The sequence below is a fragment of the Streptosporangium sp. NPDC000509 genome (genome assembly GCF_042898365.1).
Classification (GTDB): domain Bacteria; phylum Actinomycetota; class Actinomycetes; order Streptosporangiales; family Streptosporangiaceae; genus Streptosporangium.
The window spans coordinates 92,388-115,143 of sequence record NZ_JBIAYX010000002.1 but is presented as its reverse complement, the minus strand read 5'-3'; the positions used below and the strand labels follow the sequence as shown (position 1 = coordinate 115,143).

17 protein-coding genes are annotated in these 22,756 nt (G+C 69.3%); 5 read left to right on the top strand and 12 right to left on the bottom strand.

What is annotated here, in order from left to right; translation table 11 throughout:
• The 10 genes from ACFY3D_RS03945 to ACFY3D_RS03900 all read right to left on the bottom strand — a co-directional run bounded on the left by ACFY3D_RS03945 (position 1) and on the right by ACFY3D_RS03900 (position 15,042).
• On the bottom strand, positions 1-1,218 hold the full coding sequence (locus ACFY3D_RS03945) for a glycosyltransferase family 2 protein (RefSeq protein ID WP_362896648.1): 1,218 nt from the start codon (positions 1,216-1,218) through the stop codon (positions 1-3).
• A gap of 324 nt (positions 1,219-1,542) precedes the next feature.
• Complete coding sequence (locus ACFY3D_RS03940) at positions 1,543-2,142, bottom strand: CGNR zinc finger domain-containing protein (RefSeq protein ID WP_389974574.1); 600 nt, start codon at positions 2,140-2,142, stop codon at positions 1,543-1,545.
• A gap of 181 nt (positions 2,143-2,323) precedes the next feature.
• Positions 2,324-3,763 (bottom strand): MFS transporter, encoded by a 1,440-nt coding sequence (locus tag ACFY3D_RS03935; protein WP_389974571.1) that lies wholly within the window; start codon positions 3,761-3,763, stop codon positions 2,324-2,326.
• 1 nt (position 3,764) lies between these two features.
• The gene (locus ACFY3D_RS03930; protein WP_389974568.1) at positions 3,765-5,240 is read right to left on the bottom strand and encodes an aspartate kinase; all 1,476 of its coding nucleotides are present in this window, start codon (positions 5,238-5,240) and stop codon (positions 3,765-3,767) included.
• A gap of 219 nt (positions 5,241-5,459) precedes the next feature.
• Positions 5,460-6,524: an acyl-CoA dehydrogenase family protein gene (locus ACFY3D_RS03925; protein WP_389974565.1), complete on the bottom strand. Its 1,065-nt coding sequence runs from the start codon at positions 6,522-6,524 to the stop codon at positions 5,460-5,462.
• Complete coding sequence (locus ACFY3D_RS03920) at positions 6,521-7,657, bottom strand: acyl-CoA dehydrogenase family protein (RefSeq protein WP_389974562.1); 1,137 nt, start codon at positions 7,655-7,657, stop codon at positions 6,521-6,523. Before ACFY3D_RS03920 ends, ACFY3D_RS03925 begins: the two co-directional genes overlap by 4 nt.
• Positions 7,654-8,466, bottom strand: coding sequence for an alpha/beta fold hydrolase (locus ACFY3D_RS03915; RefSeq protein WP_389974559.1), 813 nt, complete (start codon positions 8,464-8,466; stop codon positions 7,654-7,656). The genes ACFY3D_RS03920 and ACFY3D_RS03915 overlap by 4 nt, the downstream gene beginning before the upstream one ends.
• Positions 8,466-11,759: an amino acid adenylation domain-containing protein gene (locus tag ACFY3D_RS03910; RefSeq protein WP_389974557.1), complete on the bottom strand. Its 3,294-nt coding sequence runs from the start codon at positions 11,757-11,759 to the stop codon at positions 8,466-8,468. The genes ACFY3D_RS03915 and ACFY3D_RS03910 overlap by 1 nt, the downstream gene beginning before the upstream one ends.
• A 17-nt stretch (positions 11,760-11,776) precedes the next feature.
• Entirely contained in the window at positions 11,777-11,953 is a 177-nt protein-coding gene (locus ACFY3D_RS03905) for an MbtH family protein (RefSeq protein ID WP_350942859.1), read from the bottom strand.
• Positions 11,954-11,958: 5 nt separating this feature from the next.
• Positions 11,959-15,042, bottom strand: a complete 3,084-nt coding sequence (locus ACFY3D_RS03900; protein ID WP_389974554.1) for an amino acid adenylation domain-containing protein — start codon at positions 15,040-15,042, stop codon at positions 11,959-11,961.
• 927 nt (positions 15,043-15,969) lie between these two features.
• Here ACFY3D_RS03900 and ACFY3D_RS03895 point away from each other — a divergent pair.
• The 3 genes from ACFY3D_RS03895 to ACFY3D_RS03885 all read left to right on the top strand — a co-directional run bounded on the left by ACFY3D_RS03895 (position 15,970) and on the right by ACFY3D_RS03885 (position 18,920).
• Entirely contained in the window at positions 15,970-17,130 is a 1,161-nt protein-coding gene (locus ACFY3D_RS03895) for an argininosuccinate synthase domain-containing protein (protein WP_389974551.1), read from the top strand.
• A gap of 81 nt (positions 17,131-17,211) precedes the next feature.
• Entirely contained in the window at positions 17,212-18,195 is a 984-nt protein-coding gene (locus ACFY3D_RS03890; RefSeq protein ID WP_350942863.1) for an aldo/keto reductase, read from the top strand.
• Positions 18,192-18,920, top strand: coding sequence for a sulfotransferase family protein (locus ACFY3D_RS03885; protein WP_350942864.1), 729 nt, complete (start codon positions 18,192-18,194; stop codon positions 18,918-18,920). The genes ACFY3D_RS03890 and ACFY3D_RS03885 overlap by 4 nt, the downstream gene beginning before the upstream one ends.
• Positions 18,921-19,073: 153 nt before the next feature.
• Here ACFY3D_RS03885 and ACFY3D_RS03880 read toward each other — a convergent pair whose 3' ends face one another.
• Positions 19,074-19,670: a GNAT family N-acetyltransferase gene (locus ACFY3D_RS03880; protein ID WP_389974546.1), complete on the bottom strand. Its 597-nt coding sequence runs from the start codon at positions 19,668-19,670 to the stop codon at positions 19,074-19,076.
• 204 nt (positions 19,671-19,874) lie between these two features.
• On the opposite strand from ACFY3D_RS03880, the gene ACFY3D_RS03875 reads away from it, so the two are divergent.
• Both ACFY3D_RS03875 and ACFY3D_RS03870 read left to right on the top strand, forming a co-directional pair.
• Entirely contained in the window at positions 19,875-20,570 is a 696-nt protein-coding gene (locus ACFY3D_RS03875; RefSeq protein WP_389974543.1) for a class I SAM-dependent methyltransferase, read from the top strand.
• A 78-nt stretch (positions 20,571-20,648) separates the two neighbouring features.
• A complete protein-coding gene (locus tag ACFY3D_RS03870; RefSeq protein WP_389974540.1) occupies positions 20,649-21,260 on the top strand; it encodes a DinB family protein in 612 nt (203 codons plus the stop codon).
• Between the two features lie 90 nt (positions 21,261-21,350).
• Here the strand turns inward: ACFY3D_RS03870 and ACFY3D_RS03865 are convergent, their stop codons facing one another.
• Positions 21,351-22,724, bottom strand: a complete 1,374-nt coding sequence (locus ACFY3D_RS03865; protein WP_389974537.1) for an RNA polymerase sigma factor — start codon at positions 22,722-22,724, stop codon at positions 21,351-21,353.
• Positions 22,725-22,756: the final 32 nt, after the last annotated feature.

The following is a 22,756-nucleotide window of genomic DNA, read 5'->3' as shown; positions in this document are numbered from 1 at the left end:
TCAGCTCATTCCCTGCAGGGTGGCGGCGCTCTGGCCCGCCCCGCCCACCTGGTCGGAGGTACGGGTGAGCCAGCCCTGCTTGTTCATCGTGAGGAACGCGTACAGCTTGATCGGCAGAGCGATCATGATGACCACCAGGCAGAGCAGCGGCAGCAGCAGGATCTCGCCGGGGTGACGGCGCAGGTGCGACCAGCCGCGGACGCCCCGGCCGAGGAGCAGCCAGCCGACGGCGAGCCCGATGCCCAGCGGGGTGAGCTCAAGCCTGCTGAAGAACAGGTAGGCGAGCGTGACGCCCATGGTCACCGGGGTGAGCAGGATCTGCAGCACGGTCACCTTGGTGACCAGCGGAGTCTTCCACAGCCATCCCTTCCACAGCGCGGTCAGGTAGCAGCGGTAGGAGTTGCGGCTCCAGCGGACGCGCTGCTTGACGAAGGCGCGGAAGGAGTCGGGGAACATCGAGATGGCGCGGGCCGAGGACTGGTGCACGGTCTTGTACCCGGAGGCGAGAACGAGCCAGGTGAGCCGGCCGTCGTCGCCGGCGATGCACCGGCGGCCGAGGAAGAACTCGTTCTCCAGGTGGGTGAGCACCGGGAGGATGGCCTTGCGCCGGTAGGCCGCGGTGCGGCCGGACAGGCAGGCCACCCCACCCCTGCTGCCCATCGCGGGCACGTAGTCGTAGTAGCGCAGGTTGACCAGCCAGTCGGCGATGCGCCGCCAGACGCTGCTGGTCCGCTGGTACACGTTCTGCTGGGTGCCGACCCCGCCGACCGACGGGTCCTCGAACGGCATCTGTACGGCGTCCAGCAGGCCGGGCTGCCACCAGGTGTCGGAGTCGGCGAAGACCACGATCTCGCCCTGGGCCGCCCGGATGCCGACCCCGAGCGCGGAGCGCTTGCCCGAGTGCTCGTACACCAGGACACGCAGCCGGGGGTCTGTCACCTCGCGGAGCTTGGCATGGCAGTCGGTGTCCCCGACGTCCACGACGATGATCACTTCCTGGGGGTTCTGGGCCAGCCAGCTGTCCAGGCAGCGCACCAGGATCTCGGCATCCTCCCGGTAGGACGGGACGACCACGGAGACCGTGGTCCGGTAGCCGTTCACGACCGGCTTGGCCAGCCGGGACAACACCACCCGATAAACCCACAGGCCCCAGACGAGCAGGCCCGCCAAGCCCAGCGGAATCAGATCCCGCCAGGTTCCGTTGGCACTGGATCTCACGATCCATTCGTAGGCAGCATCAAACCAATTCACGGCGGATTCCACTGATCCTTCTGGGCGTGTTCGCCCCAAGATGCTCGTGCGGCTGCGAGGAGGAAATGTCCCTTACCTGATAGATCGGGACAGTACTAAAACACCTTTCCGGCAGCGTATTGGAACGATGCAATTGTTACGGTATCGAGGAGATTTGCACAAGATGTACGTGGGGCTGGTGAAACAACAATTCGATCATCACGAGCCCGGGGTTTCCCGCGGCGTGCGCCTCATATGCGCATGTGCCGCCCTGGATCCCGCCGCATGGTCTCACCCCGTGGGTGAGGGGCGTCAGCGGTACGTCTGGCGGTGGCGGCGCGCCTTCTCGCGGTTTCCGCAGACGCTCATGCTGCACCAGCGGCGACGTCCGCCTCGCGAGGAGTCCAGGAACAACCAGCCGCATCGCCCGCACGTCCTGATCCGACCGGGCGGGAGGGTGAAGACCGCGTGAACAGCCAGCAACGACAATGTCGTGGGGATGGCTCCGGGTGCCGTCCAGTCGGCGGTGCAGCCGTCGAGCGCGGCGTCGATCCGCTGGACCTGCCCGGCTCGCGTTCCCTTACCCGCTCGTTGCAGGAGTGCGCCGAAGGGTTCGGTCGGCACGGTCTCGCCGTCGGCGATCGCGTTGAACACGGCCCACGCCTGCTCGCGAACGGCCCGGACCTCACGTACGAGACCGCTCACGGAGTCCTCCGCCAAGGACGGCACCTCGTCGAACAGGCCGACGGACGCGCACCAGGTGAGGACGTCCGAGGGGGTGTTCAGCAGTTCGACGTCCTCGGCCGGGAGCGTGCGGTCGAAGACGGTGTTCGTGAGGTCCAGGACCGGATGGCCGCCGACGAAATGGGTGTCCTGCCAGGGCGGCCGGGCCTGGGGGGGCAAAGTAACCATTGTACTGAGTGTATATGGTTTTCCGCCGGTGGCTGGTGGCCGAAGCCGGTGGTCGGTGGTCGGTGGTGGTGTCGGGGGTTGGGGTTGGTCTGCCGTGCGACTCGGACCGGGGTGGGTCGTCGAGGTGGCGTGCGGGATCGTGTGGGAGCCGCGGTCACGCGGCCTACGTGACCCGCACGGCCTACGTGACCCGCACGGCCTCTCCCTTGAAACGCCTCCTGAGAAGGACGGTCGTCACGATCGCCACGGCGGCGAACCCGACCGAGCACCAGAGGGACCAGCGCCAGCCCATGAGGACGGCCTCGGGGCCGGCGGATCCGGCGGCGAAGTGGGCGGCCACCGAGGTCACGACCCCCACCCCCACGGCGAGTCCCAGCTGCTGCGAGGCGTTGATCAGCGCGCCGGCCGTCGCCCGTCGCCCTTCCTCGGCGCCGTTCGTGCCGGCGATGCTCGTCGTGATCAGCGCGAGGATGTGACCGGCGGCGTTCACGGAGGTGCCGATCAGGATGAGGGTGAGTCCGTGGTCTTCCGGCAGGCCGACCATGACCACGATGCCGATCGTCTCGACGACGATTCCGTAGAGGAGGACACGGTACAGCCCGAAGCGTTCGACGAGCTTTCCCGCGTAGATTCCGGTGACGACCGCGATCACGCCCGAGAGGGCGAACGCCAGACCGGTCGCGAGCGCGCCCAGACCGAGATGTGTCTGCAGGTAGAGGGTGAGGATGAACAGCATTCCACCGTAGGAGCAGACCAGCAGGACGGTGACGAGGTTGGCCGCGCCGATGGCGGCCGTGCGGAAGATGGAGATCGGCACCAGCGCGTCGTCCTTTCTGGACTGAGTCCAGACGAAGAGGGCGATCGCCGGCACCGCGATCCCCGCGGAGAGCAGGATCGGAGCCGACGACCAGCCGTACTTCTCCCCTTCGGTGAGGGCGAACACGAGGGCGACCATGCCCGTGGTCGCGAGGACGACGCCGATGACGTCGAGGTGGCGGGAGGCGCGCGTGTCCCGGCTCTCGTCGAGATGGACCCTCGCGAGGAGGCCGGCGACCACGACGACGGGTATGTTGATCAGGAAGACGGACCGCCATCCGGCGTACTCGGTGAGAACACCCCCGAGCACCATGCCGGAGACGAACCCCGCCGACAGCGCCGCACCGTAGACGCCGAGAGCGCGTTCGCGTTGCGGTCCTTCCGGAGTGGCCGCCTGGAGCAGCCCCAGACCCGCCGGGGCGATGAACGCGGCGGCGACGCCCTGCAGGGCACGGCCCGCGATGAGCGCGGCCGGTGACCAGGCGAGGCCCGCGAGGAGCGAGGCGAGGCCGAAGCCGACGAGGCTCCAGATGAACACCCGCTTTCTTCCGAAAAGATCGGCGACCCTTCCGCCCAGGAGGAGGAAGCCGCAGAAAGTGAGCGGGTAGGCGGAAAGCACCCAGGCGATGTCACCTCCGGAGCCGAAGTTCAGGCCCTCGCGGATGCTCGGGGCGGCGACGTTGATGATCGAATAGTCGACGGCGACCAGGAACTGGGTGCCGCAGATGACGGTGAGCTGCCAGAACCGCCGGGACCCGAACGCGATCTCGGCGCTTCCTGTCGTGTGTGACGATGTCGTCTTCATCTCACCCGCCTTTCGTCTCTGCCGACCATCGGGCCGGAGATTCCAGGAGATGGGGTTGGGCCGGTCCCTGCGCGGTCGTGTCCCGGATCTCGCCCGTTCCCGCTGGAGTCTCGGTGCGGGCGTGCGGGGTTCCGCGTACCGGTTGACCTGCGTGGGAGTAGAGGTCCGCGTGGGTGTCGCGGGGAGAACGATCCGGGTACGAGGAGAGGTCCGCGTGGGTGCCGCCGGGAGAACGACCCGCGTGGGAGTAGGGATCCGTGTGGGGGTCGGCGGAGAGGAACATCCGGTGAAGCTGCCTGACGGCGTTGAGCACCTCGTACTCGGCGCAGGTGATGGAGATCCGCCGGGTACGGACCGTCATGTCCCGCACCGTGACGCCGTGGGTCGCGAGCGCGCCCGGCAGGAGTCGCACCTGGGGATGGCGGGCACAGAACCCGTGGCCGACCAGCGACACCTTCCCCACCGGCCCTGACCAGTGGCACTCGCCGAAGGCGCCCGCCGCGCGCAGGTCGGCGAGCACCCCGTTGACCTGGTCGTGGTCGGTGGCCTTCACGACGAACCGCAGGGAGTGACCGGAGCCGTCGGCGGCCAGGTGGTCGAGCATGTCCACGGACAGCGCGGGGTCGGCCAGCATGGCGGCGATCGTGGTGAGGGCGGTGGGGACGACCCCGTCGAGTCGGCAGCGGAGTTGACCCGTCCGGTGGGCGACGCCGACGGCGGTGAACCGCTCGCCGTCCGGCGGGGTGGTCGAGCGGGAGCCGGTCACCCAGGTGCCGGTGGTCTCGGTCGTGCTGGACCGGACGTGGAGGGGAACACGGTGGGTACCTGCGTACTGGACGCTGGAGTGGGCGAGCACCGTGGCGCCGCCCGCGGCCAGCTCGGCCATGTCCTCGTAGGAGAGGTGGCTCAGTTTGCGGGCTTCGGCGACGTATCGGGGATCGGCGGTGAACACGCCCTCGACGTCGGTGAATATCTCGCACACCTCGGCCCGTAGCGCGGCGGCGAGGGCGACGGCGGTGGTGTCGGAGCCGCCTCGGCTCAGGGTGGTCAGCTCGCCGCTTTCCGCGGCGATGCCCTGGAAGCCGGTCACCACGGGGACATAGCCGGCCTGGATGCATTCGCGGATCAGTTCGGGGTGAACGTTGACGATGCGCGCGCAGCCGTGCACTCCGTCGGTGATGATGCCGCCGTCGCGGGCGTTGAACGAACGGGCGGGTACGCCCAGCTCGTGCAGCGCCATGGCGAGTGCGGCGGCGGAGGCCTGTTCACCGGTGCTGAGCAGTATGTCCAGTTCCCGGGCGTGTGGATTGTCGGTGAGGTCGCGTGCGAGTTCAAGCATGGCGTCGGTGGTGCCGCCCATCGCGGACACCACGACGGCCACGGATCCATCGGCGGCGGCTATGCGCTGCGCTGCGTGACTGATCTTGCTCACGTCACCCAGTGATGTTCCGCCGTACTTCTGTATCACCAGGCCCATCGTTCACTCCTGCGTCACGTGCTTCCTTGAGAACCATCCGGGCATGCTTGGCCGGGTTTCCGGCTCGACGGTCGGCGCGGCCGGCGCGGCCGGTGCGGTCGAAGTGACCGGCCCTATCGGCGTGGCCGACACGGTCGGCCGGTCGACGCGCGAGGTGTCGTCGCGGCCGGGAGGCCGCTCCGCGGGTGCGGAACGGCCTCCCGGCCGCCGCGGCCTCCGTCATCGTGTTTCCCGGCTTTCGCGCCGCAGCCGGGACGGTGTGCCGAGCCGTACCGATTCGGCCGCCGCCCACCTGTAGTACAGCTGCGCGTCGTTGTCGGACCGCATGCCCGCGGCACCGTGGATCTGCATGGTCCGCGTCGTGACCGTACGGGCCAGGTCCGAGGCCGCCGCGAGGTTGGCCGCCGCGTGCGCGGCCGCGTCGCGGTCGTGCACCAGCAGCCGCGTCGCGTCGATGTGCATCGACAGCTCGCTGAGCCGGAAGGACAGGGCCTGGAACTTGCCGATCGGCCGGCCGAACTGGCGGCGTGTCCTGGCGTGGTCGACGGCGTGGTCGAGCGCCGCCTGGGCGAGGCCCACCAGATACGCCGCCTGGCGTACCCGCGCGTTGGCGAGCGCCGTCTCCCACGCGGCGGAGGAGTCGGCCCGGGCCACCGCGGGCGTGCCCTCGAACTCGACCCGGTACGTCTCGCCTCGGCTCGTCTCCTCGTGGCGCCGCATCGTGATGGACGGATGGCCGGCACGCACGAGCGCGAGGCGCGGCCCGGTGGTGCCGGCGCTGCCCGCGTCGGCTCCGTTCATGTCGGCTCGGCCCGCGTCGGTTCCATCCGCGTCGGCTTGGCCGACGCCGGCTCCGTTCACGTCGGCTCCACCCACGCCGACCTCGCCCACGACGAAGTGGTCGACCTCCGCCGCGAACCCGACGAAGGCCCGCCGCGCGGAGACCGCACCGTCCCGGTCGGACCATGGCTCGGCCGCGACCGCGAGCGCCACCGGTTCTTCGCCGAGGTCGTCGGGGAACAGCTCCCGCGCGGTGAGCGTGTCGAGCAGCGGCCCCTGGTACAGCACCGACCCGAGCAGTTCGGCGAGCCGTACGGTGTCCGAGGTGCGCAGCGCACCGAGCCCGACCAGCCCCTCCCACACCATCGCGCGGGTTTCGCGGTTGTCGTCGTCGGTCTCCCCACCCGCCGGGCGAGGCCGATCGGTCATCCGCCGCACCAGCGGCGCCAGATCTCCGTCGAAGAAGTCGGCGAACGCCGTGCTCTCGGTCTCCACTGTGGTCATGACGGCAACCCCAATTTCGATGTGGCGACGAAGAAGAGCATGATCTCCGAGGAGCCCTGGGCGAGTGTGAGTCCCGGAGCCTCGCGGAACGCGGCGTCGAAGACGCCCTCGGCGATGGCCTCGGGGTCGCGTGCGTCCAGCAGCGCCCGTGGTCCGAGCAGTTCGACCGCCGCCAGCGACACCTCCTTGGCCGTCTCCGACGTGTACCACTTGGCGGTCGCCGAGTGGACCTCGTCGGGCCGTCCCTCGTGCAGGTTGGTTATGCACCGCCAGGCCAGCAGGCGGGCCGCGCGCACCCGGGTTTCGAGCTGGACCAGCCGTTCCTCGCAGCCGGGCGGCGCGTGCTCGCGCAGCGCGGACAGGGTGCGCTCGGCCTTGGCCGAGTGGTCCAGCCCGGTGCGCTCCAGCGGGAGCACCCTGCCCAGCACCTGCCACCCGTCGTCGACGTCGCCGAGCACGTCCTCGGGCCCGAGCCGGATCCCGTCGAGCGTCACCAGGTCGAACCGCTCCTCGGACAGGTTCCACACCGGCTCGATGACCGTGCCCACGCTCTGCAGCGGTACCAGGAAGAGCGTGATCCCCGAGAAGTTCACCGGGCCGGTCGACGTACGGGCCGCGCACAGCGCGAACTCGCTGTGCTGCGCCTTCATGTTGTAGATCTTCCGCCCGTACAGGCGCCAGCCGTCGCCGTCCGGCTCGGCGCGCGTGGTCAGCGACGCGAGGTCGGAGCCGACGTCGGGCTCGCTGAACAGCACGTTGGCCGTGATCTCGCCGCGCGCCAGGCCCGGCAGGAACCGGTCCTTCTGCTCCGGCGTGCCGAACAGGTGGATGGCGTTCCCGACGATGTCGACGCCGAGCGAGTGCACGTTCTCGGGGACGCCGTGGCGGATCATCTCCTCGGTGAGGATCGCCTTCTCCACGATCGTGGCGCCCGATCCGCCGTACCGTTCCGGCCAGTTGATCGCGAGCCAGCCGAGCTTGCCCAGCCGCCGGTGCACGTCGAGCAGACCGCTCTCCTGCCCGTACGGCATCCGCCGGGACTGTGCGATCTCCGCGCTCACCGCGTCCTCGCACAACAGCCCGCAGACCTCTTGCCGGAAGCCGTCCTGCTCTGGCGTGAAGGCCGGCATCATCGGACACTCACCTCGCTTAATCTGTCGCGCATCACGTCCGCCAGGGCTTCGACGTGTGCTGGTTGGAGCATGGTGTAGTGGTCGCCGCGCACCACCTGGATCTCGTCGGCGTAGGCACGCCAGCTGTCGAGCTTGTCCGGGTCGGCGTCCTCGGCGCACAGCAGCACCACCCGGCCGTCCACCCGGGTGGGACGGAACGTCAGGAGTCCGCGGACGTTCGCGGCGAACACCGGGAATCGTTCGGCCATCTCGGTGGTGTCCGGTTCCGCGCCCATCTCCGCGACGTCGGCGGCGAACCACGCCCGCAGCTCGTCGTCGCAGGGATGGGACGGTTCCTCGGGGAGGGCGGTGTCGAGCGCGAACGTCACCGCGACGTCGCCGTCCTGGCGCGCCATGTCGAGCGCCACCGCTCCGCCGACCGACCAGCCGCCCAGGTGCAGCGGCCCGTCGGGCCGGACCTCGCGGACCGCGGCGAGGTAGGTGGCCGCGAGGTCGGACAGCCGCCGCCCCTCGGTCACGCCGCCGTGCAGGCCCGGGTCCTCCAGCGCGTAGACGGGCCGGTCGTCGCCGAGCAGCGCGGCGAGGGTGACGTAGGGCGCCACCGACCCGCCCGCCGCGTGTACGAGGAACAGCGGTGGTTTCGTGCCCCCGTGACTGAGCGGCACCAGCGGAGACGCGGGCGGCCGCTCCTCCGCCGGGGCGGAGGGGGCCCTCCGCAGGGAGAGGGCCTCCTCCCGTTTGCGCCGGAGCCTGAGCCGCAGCAGCGCGTCTCGTTTCTCCTCCAGGGTGGAGGGGCGCGAACCGCCCATCAGCTCGACTCTTTCAGCAGCCGGTCGAGTTCCTCCTCGGACAGATCGGCGACCTGAGCCTCCAGCTGTGCCACCTCGTCGTCGCCGAGCAGCGCGCGCTGCGCGTCGTCGACCTGGGCGGCGAACTGGCTGAGCAGCGGGTAGCTGAACAGCCGTCGCGGGTCGAGCGTCACCTGGAAGGCGTCGCGTACCCGCGAGATCATCTGGGTGACCTGCAGCGAGTTGCCGCCGAGGACGAAGAAGTTGTCCTGCGCGCCGACGCTCCCGGGGTCGAGGCTCAGCAGGCTCTGCCAGATGTCGGCGAGACGGCGCTGCGTCTCGGTGGTCAGCTCGACCTGGCCCGCGTCGCCCTCGGGGCGAGGGTCGGGCAGCTTCGTCTGGTCCACCTTGCCCGTGGAGGTGAGCGGGAGCCGGTCCAGCCGCACGTAGTCGGTGGGCACCATGTGCAGGGGCAGCCGCCCGGCCAGGTGTTCGCGCAGCGCGTCCGGCTCGAACTCGCCGACCACGTAGGCGGCGAGCCACGCCGACGTCGTGCCCGCGTCGCGTACGGTCACGACGCACTGCCGTACGCCGTCGAAGCTCTCGATGGCGTGCTCGATCTCGCCGAGCTCCACGCGCAGCCCGCGCAGTTTCACCTGACGGTCGACCCGGCCCAGGAACTCCAGGTTGCCTTCGCCGTTCCAGCGCGCCAGGTCACCGGTGGCGTACATGCGCTCGCCCGGTGTGGGGGCGAAGGGGTCGGGCAGGAACTTCTCGGCGGTCTGGTCCGGCCGGCCGAGGTAGCCGACGGCGAGACCGGCGCCCGCCATGTAGAGCTCCCCGGGGACGCCGACCGGCACGGGCCGCAACCTCTTGTCCAGGACGTAGGCGCGCTGGTTGTCCATCGCCCGGCCGATCGGCGGCGGCCCGTCCAGCGGCTCCGGCGGGCACAGGTAGTCCACGCACGTCACGGTGACCTCCGTCGGGCCGTATCCGTTGTGGAACTCGCGTCCCGGCTTGCGCCACTTGTTGACCAGGTCGGGGCCGAACGGCTCCATGCCGATGAAGCACACCCGCAGGTCGTCCAAGGCGGACGGATCGAGCAGCCCGAGCACGGCCGGGGGAATGTCGACCATCGTCACCCGCTCGCGGGCGAGCAGCGCCTGCAGCGTCTCGGGGTCGAGCAGCTCCGAGCGCGGCGCGCCCACGATGGTCGCGCCGGCGGTGAGCGTCGAGAAGACGTCCGAGACGCTCACGTCGAAGGCGGGGTTGGAGAACTGCAGGATCCGGTCGTCCGGCGTCACCGAGAACATCCGCTGGAAGGTGGTGCAGAAGTTCGCGACCGCCCGGTGGGGGACCATCACTCCCTTGGGGGTGCCGGTCGAGCCCGAGGTGTAGATGACGTAGGCGGTGTCCTCCTGCGCCACGTGCACCGAGGGCGGCGAGACCTCCCGGCCGTCGAGCGCGTCGGTGTCCAGCGGGATCCGCCCCACGTTCGGGGGCAGCAGGTCCACGAGGTCCGAGGTCGTGACGACCGCGGCCACGTCGGCGTCTTCGAGCTGGTAGGCGAGCCGCTCCGGCGGATACTGCGGGTCGAGCGGCAGCCACGCCCCGCCCGCCTTGAGCACGCCGAGTTCGGCGGCCGGCAGGTCGAAGCCGCGGTCGAGCAGCACTCCGACCACGCTCCCCGGCGCCACCTTGAACTCCTCGACGAGCGCGTGCGCCAGCCGGTTGGCGCGCTCGTCCAGCTGCGCGTAGGTGAGGTCCTCTCCGGCGAAACGCATCGCGACCGCGTCGGGCGCCTCGGCCACGCGCGCCGCGACCAGCTCGTGCAGCAGGCGTTCGTCGCGCTCGCCGGGCTCGGGGTTCCACTCGGTGAGCACGCGCAGGTACTCGCTGTTGGGCATGATGTCCAGCGAGTCGATCCGGGCGTCCGGCCTGGACAGCGCGTCGGTCATCACCGTCGTGAAGTGTTCCACCAGGCGCTCGACCCGCTCGTGGTCGAACAGCTCGGAGGAGTACTCGATCCACACGCCCAGTCCGCCGTCCGGCAGGTCGTTGATCTGGAACGTGAGGTCGAACCTGGTCGTCTCCGGCTGCGGGGTCAGCATCTCGACGTCCACGCCGGGCAGGCTCCAGCGCGCGATCATCGACTCGGGCAGCAGCGTGAACAGGTGCGCGACCAGCGGATTCCGTCCCGGGATCCGCTCCGGGCCGAGCTCCTCGATCATCCGGCCGAACGGCATGTCCTGGCGGGCCATCGCGTCCAGGACGGTGTCGTTGGTGGCGTGCACCAAATCGCGGAACACCGGATCGCCCCCGAGGTTCCCGCGGACCGCCACCGTGTTGGCGAAGAACCCCATCATGGGTTCGGTCTCCGAGCGGGTCCGTCCGGAGAAGACCGATCCGAGCGCGATGTCCTCCTGGCCGGTGTAGCGGTTGATCACGACCTGGTATCCGGCCATCGTGAGGGCGAGCAGGGAGACGTTCTCCGCCTGGGCCAGGTCGCGGATCCCCCGGGCGAGCTCGTCGGGCAGGCGGCCCTCGTAGATGCGGCCGGCTCCGGTGGGCGCCGACGGACGCTCCCGGTCGCCGCGCCACTCCAGCGGCTCCATCCCGTCCAGGGCGGAACGCCAGGAGTCGATCTGCTTGGCCGGCTCCTCGCTGAGCAGCCAGAGCCGCTGCCAGGCCGCGAAGTCGGCGGGCTGGAGGCTCAGCTCGGGGAACTGCGAGCCGCTCGGATCGGTGTAGCGGGCGGTCAGTTCCTCGGCGAACTGGCGCGAGGACCATCCGTCGATGACGATGTGATGCCACACGATGGACAGCACGTGGTCCTCGGGGCCCAGGCGCAGTACGGCGAACCGGTACGGCGGCTTGTTGCGCAGGTCGAACTCCTCGCGCACCTGGGCGTCGATCCATTCCTGGACGGACTCCTCGGTCCCGTCGACGACCGGCAGCTTCCACGTCTCCGGCGGCGGGTCGACCACCTGGAACGGCACGCCGTGCTCGTCGCCGAACCGGGTGCGCAGGCTCTCGTGCCGCGCGACGATTCCGCGCAGCGCCTCGGACAGGGCGTTCACGTCGAGCGGCCCGCGCAGGCGCATCGCGAACGGCACGTTGTAGACCGGTGCGCCCGCGACCATCTGGTGCAGGAACCACAGGAATCGCTGCTGCTCGGCGATCGCCATCTTGCCGGTGCGCGGGACGGCGACGATCCGTTCCCGTTCGGCCTTCTCCGCCACACGCTGGCGGACCTTTCTCTCCAGCAGGGCGCGTCTGATGTCGGCGACGTCACGCTCTTCGGGGTTTGCCATGATCTCCTTCTCCTCCTTCACCGTCGCACGCTCAGCGGTCGCAGATCGGTCCACACCCGCGCGATGTGTTCCAGGCACTCGCCCTTGTCGCCCTCGACCCCGGCCTCGCGCCAGCCGGGCGGGATCTCCCGGCCGGCGGGCCAGATCGAGTACTGCTCCTCGTGGTTGATCACCACGGCGAACTTCTCTTCCACAACGCCTACCTTTCTTGAGGTACGAAGGCGGAAATATCGGTTAGTTGACTGAGGTAGCGGTCGAGCGTCCCGAGCCCGTCCACCGTCGGCCGCGCGAGCGAGGCCGCGTGCCGGTCGAACCGCCGGGTGTCGAAGTGCCGGGAGCAGTCGGTGAACATCCGGTCGAACTCGACCGGCGCCGCGTCCCGGCCGGCGGCCGCGGGCGGCAGCAGCAGGTGCAGCCCGGCGAGCCGCTCGTCGGGCTCGGCGATCGCCTCCAGGCGGTCGCGGAACCGCGCGTAGCCGACCCGGTCGAGCCCGCATCGGGCGGTGAGCACGTCGAACGCGTCGGCGAAGCGCAGCCTCGTCGGCCACAGCACGTGCATCGCGCCGTCGGGCACCTCGATGTCGCCGATCGCGGCGCCCGCCACGAACCGGCCGACCACGTCCACCGGCGTCACGTCGGCCTCGGCCTCCGTGGGGAACACGCATCCGGTGCGCGCGCACGCGTACAACAGGTTGTGCGCGAGTGAATCGGGGTTGGCCACGCCTGTCTTCCGGTGCGGCCAGACCTCACCGAGGCGGTACACCACCGAGCTGACGCCCTGGCGGTGCGCGTCGGCGAGCAGGTTCTCCGCGACGTACTTCGATCTGTTGTAGCCGTCCGCGGCGACCTGGTCCAGCACCGGGATCTGGTCCTCGGTGAAGCGGGAGGCGGCCTGTTCGCCGGGGGCGAAGATGCTCAGGGTGGACAGGGTGTGCAGGCGGGCACCGCCGGATGCGAGCTTGATGAGCTCCTGCACGCCGAGCACGTTGGCCGGGCGGTGGTCCAGATAGCCGAACAGGAAGTTCACCGCGCCCGCGGCGTTGACGACGCCGGACACGGCCGACGCGATCGCGTCGAAGCGCCACTGCGGCAGGCCGAGCAGCTCGCTGCCCAGGTCGCCGGGAACGACCTCGACCCGTCCGGCCTTGATCGCCGCCGGTAGCTGCTGCCAGGCGGAGGTGAGCCCGTACCGGTCGAGGGCCTCGGTCAGCCGCCGGGCGCCTTCCGAGGGGTCGAGGCTCCGCACCAGGCAGATCAGCTCGACGTCGGAGCGGGTCAGCAACTCGGCGAAGATGTGCGCCCCGATGAACCCGGTCGCGCCGGTGAGCAGCAGCGTCTGAGGCGGGCGCCACGTCAGGTCGTGCTTGATGTAGGCGAGTTCGGCGCTGTCGTCGTCGACGCCCTCGGCCAGCCGCGCGGCCTGTGCGCGCACGGTCGACTCGACGAGCAGGTCCCTGGGCCGCACCGGCCTGCCCAGCCGCTCGCTGACGGCGGTGGTGAGCCGGTAGGCGCTCAGCGAGGTGCCCCCGTAGTCGGAGAAGGGGACGACCACCGAGACCTGTTCCCGCTCAAGCACCTCGCGCCACGCCGAACAGAGCAGCTCCTCCATCGGGTTGGCCGGCGGCTCGATGTGTTCGGCCGGGCCTTCCTGCCGTGCCGTCTCGGCCACGATGAGCGCGGCCAGCGCCTTGCGGTCCGCCTTGCCGTTGCGGTTGAGCGGGAGCGCGTCGAGCACCACGATCCGGTGCGGGACCTGTTCGGCCGGTAGTTTCTCCGCCGCGTACGCGCGAAGTTCCTCCACGGAGGGTGTCTCGTCCGGTGAGCGTGGCGTGACGCAACCGACCAGGGTGGCCTCGGGCGCCTCGCCGAGCACGACCGCCATCGCGTCGCCGACGAGCGGATGGCCGGCGAGGGCGGAGGTGACATCGCCGAGTTCCACCCGTACCCCACCGATCTTGACCTGCTCGTCGAGCCGGCCGTTGAAGTGCAGCAGCCCGTCCTCGCCGACCCGCGCCAGGTCGCCCGTCCGGTACAGCCTCTCGCCGGGGATCTCCGGGAACGGGTTGGTCACGAGCACCCGCGCGGTGCGCTCGGGATCGTTGAGGTAGCCCGCTCCGACGCACTCGCCGCCGAGGTACAGCTCGCCGGGGGTGTTCTTCGGGAGGGGCCTGAGATCCTCGTCGAGGACGATCGCGGCGGTGTTGTCGATGGGGCGCCCGAGCGGGATCCGGTCGACGTCGGCGTCCGTGACGTCGTGGAACACCGACCCGATCGAACACTCCGTCGGCCCGAACGTGTTGGTGACCTCGAGGTCGGGCAGCAGCGCGCGCAGCCGGTGCACTACGGCGGGACCGGCCGTCTCCCCGCCGATCAGCATGCGGCGCAGGCTCGACGTCGCGGCGCGCAGATCCTCGCGCGTCTCCAGCAGGGAGACGAACGCCGTGAGCACCGAGGGGACGAAGTCGGTCATCGTGACGCCGTAGCGGCCGATGGTCATCGCGGTCTCCTCAAGGTCGAGGATCCCGTCGCGGTCCGGCAGTACGACCTGCCCACCCGACGTCAGCGGCCACAGCACCTGCCACATCGAGGAGTCGAACGTGGACCGGCTGTTCTGCAGCGTCACGTGGCCGGCCCCGTCACCGAACCGGCGCGACATCGCGGTCAACCTGTTGACCAGGCCGCGGTGGTGGTTGAGCGCGCACTTGGGCGTGCCCGTCGAACCGGAGGTGTAGAACCCGTAGATCAGGTCTTCCGGCCCGGGTGCACGGTCGGCGGGCGGCGGTTCCAGGTCGGCCGGATCACGCGGCGGTTCCGAGCAGTCGACGATCACCGTCGGAATGGACAATCGCAGTTCGGTGATTGTCTCCACCGTCGCCGGCGACGCCAGGACGGCGGGTGGCGACAGTTCGGCGACGATCGTCCTGAGCCGGTCGATCGGCCAGCAGGGATCCAGCGGAACAAACGCCGAGCCCGTCTTCATCACTCCGAGGAGCGCGGCCGGGAATTCGCGCCCTTCCGCTATCAGCACGGGTATCAAATGTCGTGTCAGTACGCCGTCGCCGATCAGTCGATTGGCCGTTGTATTGGCTGCGGCGTCGAGGGCGGCGTAGCTCATCGTCATGTCCCGATAGCGAATCGCGGGACGGTCCGGTGCGTTCTCCCGCTGTTCGTGGAACAGGTCGAGAACTGTGCTTTGCCGGGGGAACGCATGCTGCGGACCCAGTGATAAGTGAACGGCGGTTAGGGCATCGTCAATTAAGCGCGTCTGCTGATGGCTTGACATCGTGCTTCCATGGTCTCGGCTGGCAACAGGTCCTCTGTCAGGCAGATCGATCACTATTCAGCTAGGTGGGCTTCAGGTGGCCGTGGCCGATTCTCGGCGAGCGTCACAAGGGTGGCGAAGGGGTGTTCACCGCGTTTTTCCGGCGCGTCTGGCGGCTGCCCGGCTCTCGGTCGAATATGCGAAGTCGATAGGTATTCGTTCCATGACGGCTCGTGCGTGCGGTGACCACGCGTTTCCTCCCAACGCCAGTCGGTTTAGGTGCTGCACAAAATATTAAGTAACCGTCGTTAACTAATTTACGGGTTACTTCCATAGTGGGACACCTGCTCCGGGTTCGCAAGCTCGGGCGTCGCTGCGGTCGGCTGACAGTAGCTGTGAACTGGGTAAATGAGCGCCAGGATCGCGTGGAGCGGCGACGGGCGTCCGGGCGCTCCTCGTCGTGGCGGCTTCGCGCCCCCATCCGAATCGGTGACGACACAAACGCTGATTCCGGATGTGCGGTCCGACCACCCGGAATGCGGAACAAAAGGCTCCGGTGCCGGTGCGACAGGACGTCGTCGTCCAGAGGGGGCGTGAAAGGCATGCCCGTCCGTACCCAACCCGATGCCCGCTAATCCACCGATCGCGTTTTTCTGTCAGATACGCTCGAAAATGGACGATGACCAGCGGAGGACCAAAGAATGATCAATGCGACATCGTGGCCGATGAATTATCGGTGGGCAATCCGAGGCACCTCCCGGCGCTCTTGATCGACTTAACCGAATGGCCTGTAAGGGCGTCCGTAAAGATCGCTTCCGGCGCCGGGATTCGATGCGGAGTTCGTCGGCCCGCAAGGAGTGAGGGATTGTCGTGCATGGGTAGTGTGGGTGAGTATCGGCTTATTGATCATCGCGTCGCATCTCGCCCGGCGGGATATAGGAGGAGGCTGTGGAGCAGGTCAACGACAACACGCGGGTCGGATTATTCCAATCGGGAGGGCTCTCCTCCCTCGCCGTCGGAGTCTGGCTTCGCGAGACGTCCACTCCGGCGAGGCACTATCTCGCCGATATCGGTCAATCAGATATCGCGAATATGGACGAACTCGTTTCTTCTCTGCGAAGTTTCGGAGACGAGGTCGTCGTTATGGATTTACGATCGTCGATGGCCTCCATGGCGTCGGACCTGCTGCGGTACAGCGCCCGTCATGACGGCGGTTACTGGAACACGACCGGCGCGTCCCGCTTCGTGCTCGTCAACGAGGTCCTGCCGAGGATGCGGGCGGACGGATGCCGGACGTTCGTCCACGGCTGTGTCGGCGGGGGCAACGACCAGCGCCGGTTCGCGCGCTACGGCACCCAGGTCGCCCCGGAGATGTCCGTCGTCGAGCCGTGGACGAACCCGCGGGCGCTGGAGAGGTTCCCCGATCGCGGCGCGATGCTCGCGGCGGTCACCGAGCACGGGCTGCACCTCGACCACGGCAGCGGCGCCGACCGGTCCACCGACGCCAACCTCGCGGGCATCTCGCACGAGTCGGCCGAGCTGGAAGACCTGGAAACGCCGGTCACCCGCCTTCGGCCGCGGTGGAGCCGATGGCCGGGGGATACCTCCGCCGAGCCCGAGACCGTCACCGTCGTCTTCCACGAAGGACGTGTCGCCGACGTCGACGGCAGCGGGCCAGACCCGGTCGAGTGGATGACGCGGGCCAACGAGATCGGGTCACGGCACGGTGTCTGGCTCCGTGACGTGGTCGAACGGCGCATCATCGGCACGGTCTGCCGGGGCGTCTACGAGGCGCCGGGGCTTGAGCTGCTCGAACGCGCGTGGACCCGCGTCCTGCAGGCCGGCCTCGACGCGGCCGGCCGCGAACTCTACGACCGGCTGGCAGGCGTTCTGGGCGCCGCGCTGTACGAGGCACGGTGGCTCGATCCCGCCGCGTACGCGGCGCGGGACGCGATCGACCGGCTCGTCGGCGAGCTCGGCGGCAGCGTGACCCTCTCCGTCCACCGCGGCGTCGTCAGGGTCGAGCGGATGAAGGTGGCCGGTCACGTGGTGCAGCAGACACGGTTCGGCTCGGGCGGCAACCGCTGGAGCGAGGTGGTCGCCGTCTGAAAGGACCGTCTGAAAGGACCGTATGAACGAGCCATCTGAATGAGCTGTCTGAACGAGCCGTCTGGATGAAAGGAGGAGGCGATGCGTGAGCGTCGATTCGGTCGGCTGGGCTGGATGGTCGGCGACGTCGGCTACGGAATGTGGGGCATAGCCGGAGGCGAGGGCGGATGGACCGGCGCCGACGGCGAGACGGGCGACACCGCGTTGGACGAGGCCGTCCGGCTCGGGTGCGACTTCTTCGACACCGCCTGGATCTACGGCCGCGGGGAAAGCGAGAGGATGCTCGGCGAGTTGGTGCGGAGGCACCCGGAGCGTCGCCTGCGCATCGCGACCAAACCCCCGCCGAAGGATCGTGAGTGGCCGTCCACCCGAGACTCCAAGCTGTCCGACGTGTACCCGCCGGACTATCTCTGGGAGTGCCTGCACCGCAGCCTCGAAGGGCTGGGCACCCCGTCCGTCGACCTGTTCCAGTTTCACGTCTGGGAGGACGCCTGGGCACACGACGCGGCGTGGCAGGACGCCGTCATCGAGATGAAGGAACGCGGGCTGATCAAAGGCGTCGGCATCAGCGTCAACCGCTGGGAACCCTGGAACGTACTGGAGACCCTGAAGACCGGACTGATCGACGCGGTACAGGTCATCTACAACATTTTCGACCAGGCCCCGGAAGACGAGCTCTTCCCGGCATGCCGTGAGCTGGACGTGGCGGTGATCGCACGGGTGCCCTTCGACGAGGGCACGCTCACCGGCACCCTCACCCGCGACACCCGCTGGCCGGAAGGCGACTGGCGCAACACCTACTTCGTACCGGAGAACCTCGTCGCGAGCGTGGAGCGCGCCGAACGGCTGGCGCGGATCGTGCCCGAGGGCATGACCATGCCCGAGCTCGCCCTGCGCTTCATCCTGCGGAACCCCGACGTCACCACCGTCATCCCGGGCATGCGCAAGCCCGCCCACGTACGCGCCAACATCGCCGCCAGTGACGCCGAACCCCTGGGTGAGGAGCTGATGGCGCGGTTGCGCGAACACCGCTGGGACCGCCGGCCGACGGCGTGGTCGCAATGAGCGCCGCGTCGAAGCCCATCGTGCTGTGGGCCGTGCCCCGATCCCGGTCCACGGCGTTCCTGCGCATCATGCTCGAACGCGGCGACCTCGAGGTGGCCCACGAGCCGTTCTCGTACCTCCAGACGGACGGCCACTTCGAGTTCGCGGGCAGGCGCGCCACGTCGGCGATCGAGTTGCTCGACGCGATGCTCGAGGTGAACGCCGAAGGGCGGCGGGTGTTCGCCAAGGACACCTCCGACTACACCTACACCCCGCTGTTCGAGGACGAGCGCCTGTTCGGCGACGTGATCAACACCTTCATGATCCGGGAACCGCGGAGCGCGATCTCCTCGCACTACGCCGTCAACCCCGAGGCCACCCTGGAGGAGTACGGATTCGAATACCTGCACGCCATCTTCGACGCCGTGCGGTCGGCGACCGGCGAGATCCCCCTGGTGATCGACGGCGACGACCTGGTGGCCAGTCCGGAGGCGACGGTCCGGGCGTACTGCGAGCGGGTCGGGCTGGAGTTCATGCCCGAGGCGATGCGCTGGGACCCCGGCCAGCAGGCGAACTGGCAGCGTACGAACCGGTGGCACGCGGAGGTGGCCGAGAGCAGCGGGCTCGTCGCCAAGGCGCCCGAGCGGCGTGAGACGCCCGACACCAACGAACACCTGCGCCGCGTCGCCGAGCATCACCAACCGTTCTACGACGAACTCGCGCGCCACCGCCTCACCTGCGGGTAGGGCCGGGGGCGGTGACGCGACGCGAGCGCGTGCCACCGTCTTACCGGCCGGTGGCAGAGGGCGGTGACGTGCCGGTACGTCGTGACGCGAGCGTGCGTCCCGCTCCGCCGGACGCACGAGAGGGATTCACCGGTCGGCCGATCATGCGGGGCATCACCCCAGCTTCCGCCGCATGATCGGCCGATCGTCGCGGGGGCGGGCCACCTCGGAGAATCCGGCGTCGAGGAAGGCGCTGGCTATTCCCGTCATCGCCGTGTCCGCACCCGCGCGTTTCCCTTCGCGAGGCTCGACCGGATAGCCCTCGGCGACCTCGTAGCCCGCGGAGGCCGCGTAGTCGCAGACGGCGTCCAGAACGGCCGGCAGCAGCCCGGAGCCACGATGTTTCTTCTGCACGTAGACGCACGCGATCGCGCAGACCGGCTCGTCGTCGACGCTCGCGAGGAGCGGCGAGCGCTCCAGCCGGGGGAACGACGAACGCGGCCCGAGCGAGCACCATGCCACCGGCGTGTCGTTTTCGTAGACGACCACGCCGGGGGCCGGGTCACGCTGGGCGAGACGACTCATCGCCTTCTTGTTCCCCTCGCCCTTTCCTTCCGTCCACTCCGCGATGGACAGCCGCCAGTGCATGCACCAGCACCCGCGGGCACCTCCGTTGCTCCCGAGAACCGTCTCGAAATCGCTCCAGGTCTTCTTGGACAGCTCTTTGACGGTGAGGGGGCCGGACGCTTTCTGATCGCTGCGGGTGGTCATCTCGAATCCTCCGACTGGGGTTGAAGGCTTGACGTACGTGAGCGGTTCCTGGCGCGCGCCTCCGAATACGAATAACTGTTATAGCGTTTTTACAGGTTACTATAGATGGGGTGTGAGCGTAGGGAGGAGGGCCGTCGGCGCCGGCCTCGTGTCGCCCCGGAAATTCGTTCGCGGACGAACGGCCGTCGTCGCCATGATGTGTCGATGCCTCAGCAGACCGCGTACCACGACGCCCTCGGTGACTACTTCGCCGGCCACGCCGACATCAGCCCCTACAACGCCTACACCGATCGGCCCGCGATGCTGGAACTCGCGGGTGACGTCGCCGGTGCGAGGGTCCTCGACGTCGGCTGCGGAGGCGGGCACTACGCCGCCGACCTGCTGGCACGGGGCGCGGAGGTGGTCGGTGTCGACGGCAGCGCCACGCTGCTGGAGCACGCGCGGGCACGGGTGGGCGAACGGGCCGAGTTGCGGCTGCACGACCTGGAGGAGCCGCTGGACTTCGCCGGCGACGCGTCGTTCGACGGCGCCGTGTGCGCGCTGGTGTTCCACCACCTCACTCGTCGCGCACAACTGCTGGGCGAGTTGCGCCGCGTGCTGCGGCCCGGCGGGTGGCTGCTGGTCTCGACGACCCATCCGACGGCCGACTGGCGCCACTTCGGCGGCTCGTACTACGCCGACGACTGGGTCGAGCTTCCCCTCAAGGGCAGCTCGTTCTCCATCCGCTACCGGCGCATGCCGCTGGAGACGTTCCTCGGTGAGCTGCTGACCGCCGGATTCGTCCTGGAACGGCTCGTCGAGCCGCGCCCGGTGCCCGGCCTGCGAGAGATCGACGAGGCCAGATACGACAAACTGCACCGGACGCCGTCCTTTCTCTCCGTCAGGCTGACTCGTCCCTGACGTGTGGACGACGGAGCGCCTGTCGGAAGGTTCAGGGCCCCAGGCTGCCGTCGGCGCCGGAGTGGAAGGATGTCCGCCATGGCTGAATCGGACATGAAGTCGGACCTCCACCACTACCTGCGGACCGCCCGCGAAGCCCTGCTGTGGAAGCTGGACGGGCTCTCGGAGTACGACATCCGCCGCCCGCTGACGCCGACCGGTACGAACCTGCTGGGACTGGTCAAACATGTGGCCAGTGTCGAGCTGGGATACTTCGGCGAGACTTTCGGGCGGCCGTCCGCGGAGCCACTTCCCTGGTTCGAAGACGGAGCAGCGCCCAATGCGGACATGTGGGCGACCGCCGATGAATCGCGCGAAGAGATCGTCGGGCTGTATCACCGCGTATGGACGCACTCGGACGCGACGATCGAGGCATTGGCGCTGGACGCGATCGGCCGGGTGCCGTGGTGGCCGGATGACCGGAGTCAGGTGACACTGCACCGGATCCTGATACACATGACCGCCGAGACGAACCGCCACGCCGGGCACGCCGACATCGTCAGGGAGATCATCGACGGAGCCGTCGGACTGAGTAAGAACAGAGATGCCATGGCACTGGGTGACCAGGGATGGTGGGAGGGCTACCGAGACCGGTTGGAGCATGTGGCGCGGGAGGTCGGCGGGGGAACCGAGCCCTCGGTGCGGCCCTAGAGACCCGGGTGCCCGGCCACGTCAACTGTTCACAACGTTCGTGGTTCTTGTGGTCCCGGAAGGCCACGGCCATGATCGGGGCGGTGTCGATCACGCTTCGTGACCGTAGCCTTCGGTCGGGATCTCTTCCACTCGTTCCGAGGTGTCGCCCTGCCCTGCTTGACAGGTGCCGAAGAGAGTCGGCAGGCCATTGGGGCTGAGTTCCGGCTGGTTCGGGGTGGTGAGTCTGGCGGCGCGGGTGGTGAGGTAGTCGCGTTCCGGGGCGCTCGTGGTGCGGCTCGCCGCCGCGCGGTAGTCGTCGAGGGCCGCCCGCCGGTCACCGGCCATCTCCAGCAGGTGGGCACGTGCCGTGTAGAAGCGGTGGTGGTCGGCGAGGCGGTCGTCGGCGCCGAGTGTTCTGAGCATGTCGAGGCCGATTTCCGGACCGTGCGCCATGGCGGCGGCGACCGCGCGGTTGAGGGAGACCATGGGGTTGTCGGACATGCGTTCCAGCAGGCCGTACAGCGCCAGGATCTGCGGCCAGTCGGTCTCCTCGGCCGTCGCCGCCTCGTCGTGGACCGCGGCGATCGCCGCCTGGAGCTGGTAGGGGCCGACCGCGCCCCTGGACAGGGTGGCGGTGACGAGCGCGACGCCCTCGGCGACGGCGGCGCCGTTCCACAGGCTCCTGTCCTGCTCCGCGAGGGGGATCGGGGTGCCGCCGGGGTCGGTACGGGCGGGACGCCGGGCGTCGGTGAGCAGCATCAGCGCGAGGAGCCCGGCCACCTCGCAGTCGTCGGGAAGCAGGTCGTGGGCCATCCTGGTCAGCCGGATCGCCTCGCGCGACAGCTCCACCCGCTGCAGGTCGGGGCCGGCGCTGCTGGCGTAGCCCTCGTTGAAGACGAGGTAGAGGACGTGCAGCACCGAGCCGAGCCGTCGCGCCCTTTCCTGGGGAGCCGGCATGCGGAACGGGATCCCCGAGGCCTTGATGCGCTGCTTGGCCCGGCTGATCCGCTGCGCCATGGTCGGCTCGGGCACCATGAACGCCCTGGCGATCTCGGCCGTGGTCAGGCCGCCCACGGACCGCAGGGTGAGGGCGATCGCCGACGCCGGGGTGAGCGCCGGGTGGCAGCACAGGAACAGGGTGGTGAGCGTGTCGTCCCGGTCCGTCTCGTACGCGTCGTCCGCCGGTGGGGCGGTCCGCCGGTCGGAGGACTCCCGGGTGGCGACCAACTCCTCCCGGCGGCGCCGCGCCTGCTCGTTGCGTACCTGCTCGGTCATCCGGCGGTACGCGACCTGGATGAGCCATCCGCGCGGGTTGGCCGGAACGCCCTCGTCCGGCCACTGGGCCGCGGCGTCGATCAGTGCCTCCTGGACCGCGTCCTCGGCGGCGGCGAAGTCCCCGAACCGCCGGGTGAGCACGCCGACGACCTGCGGCACCAGCGGGCGCAGCAGGTCGTCGACGGCGTCGGCGGCAGGGCTATCCAACGGTCACAGCCCTTTGGGTGCCAGGCCGGTCG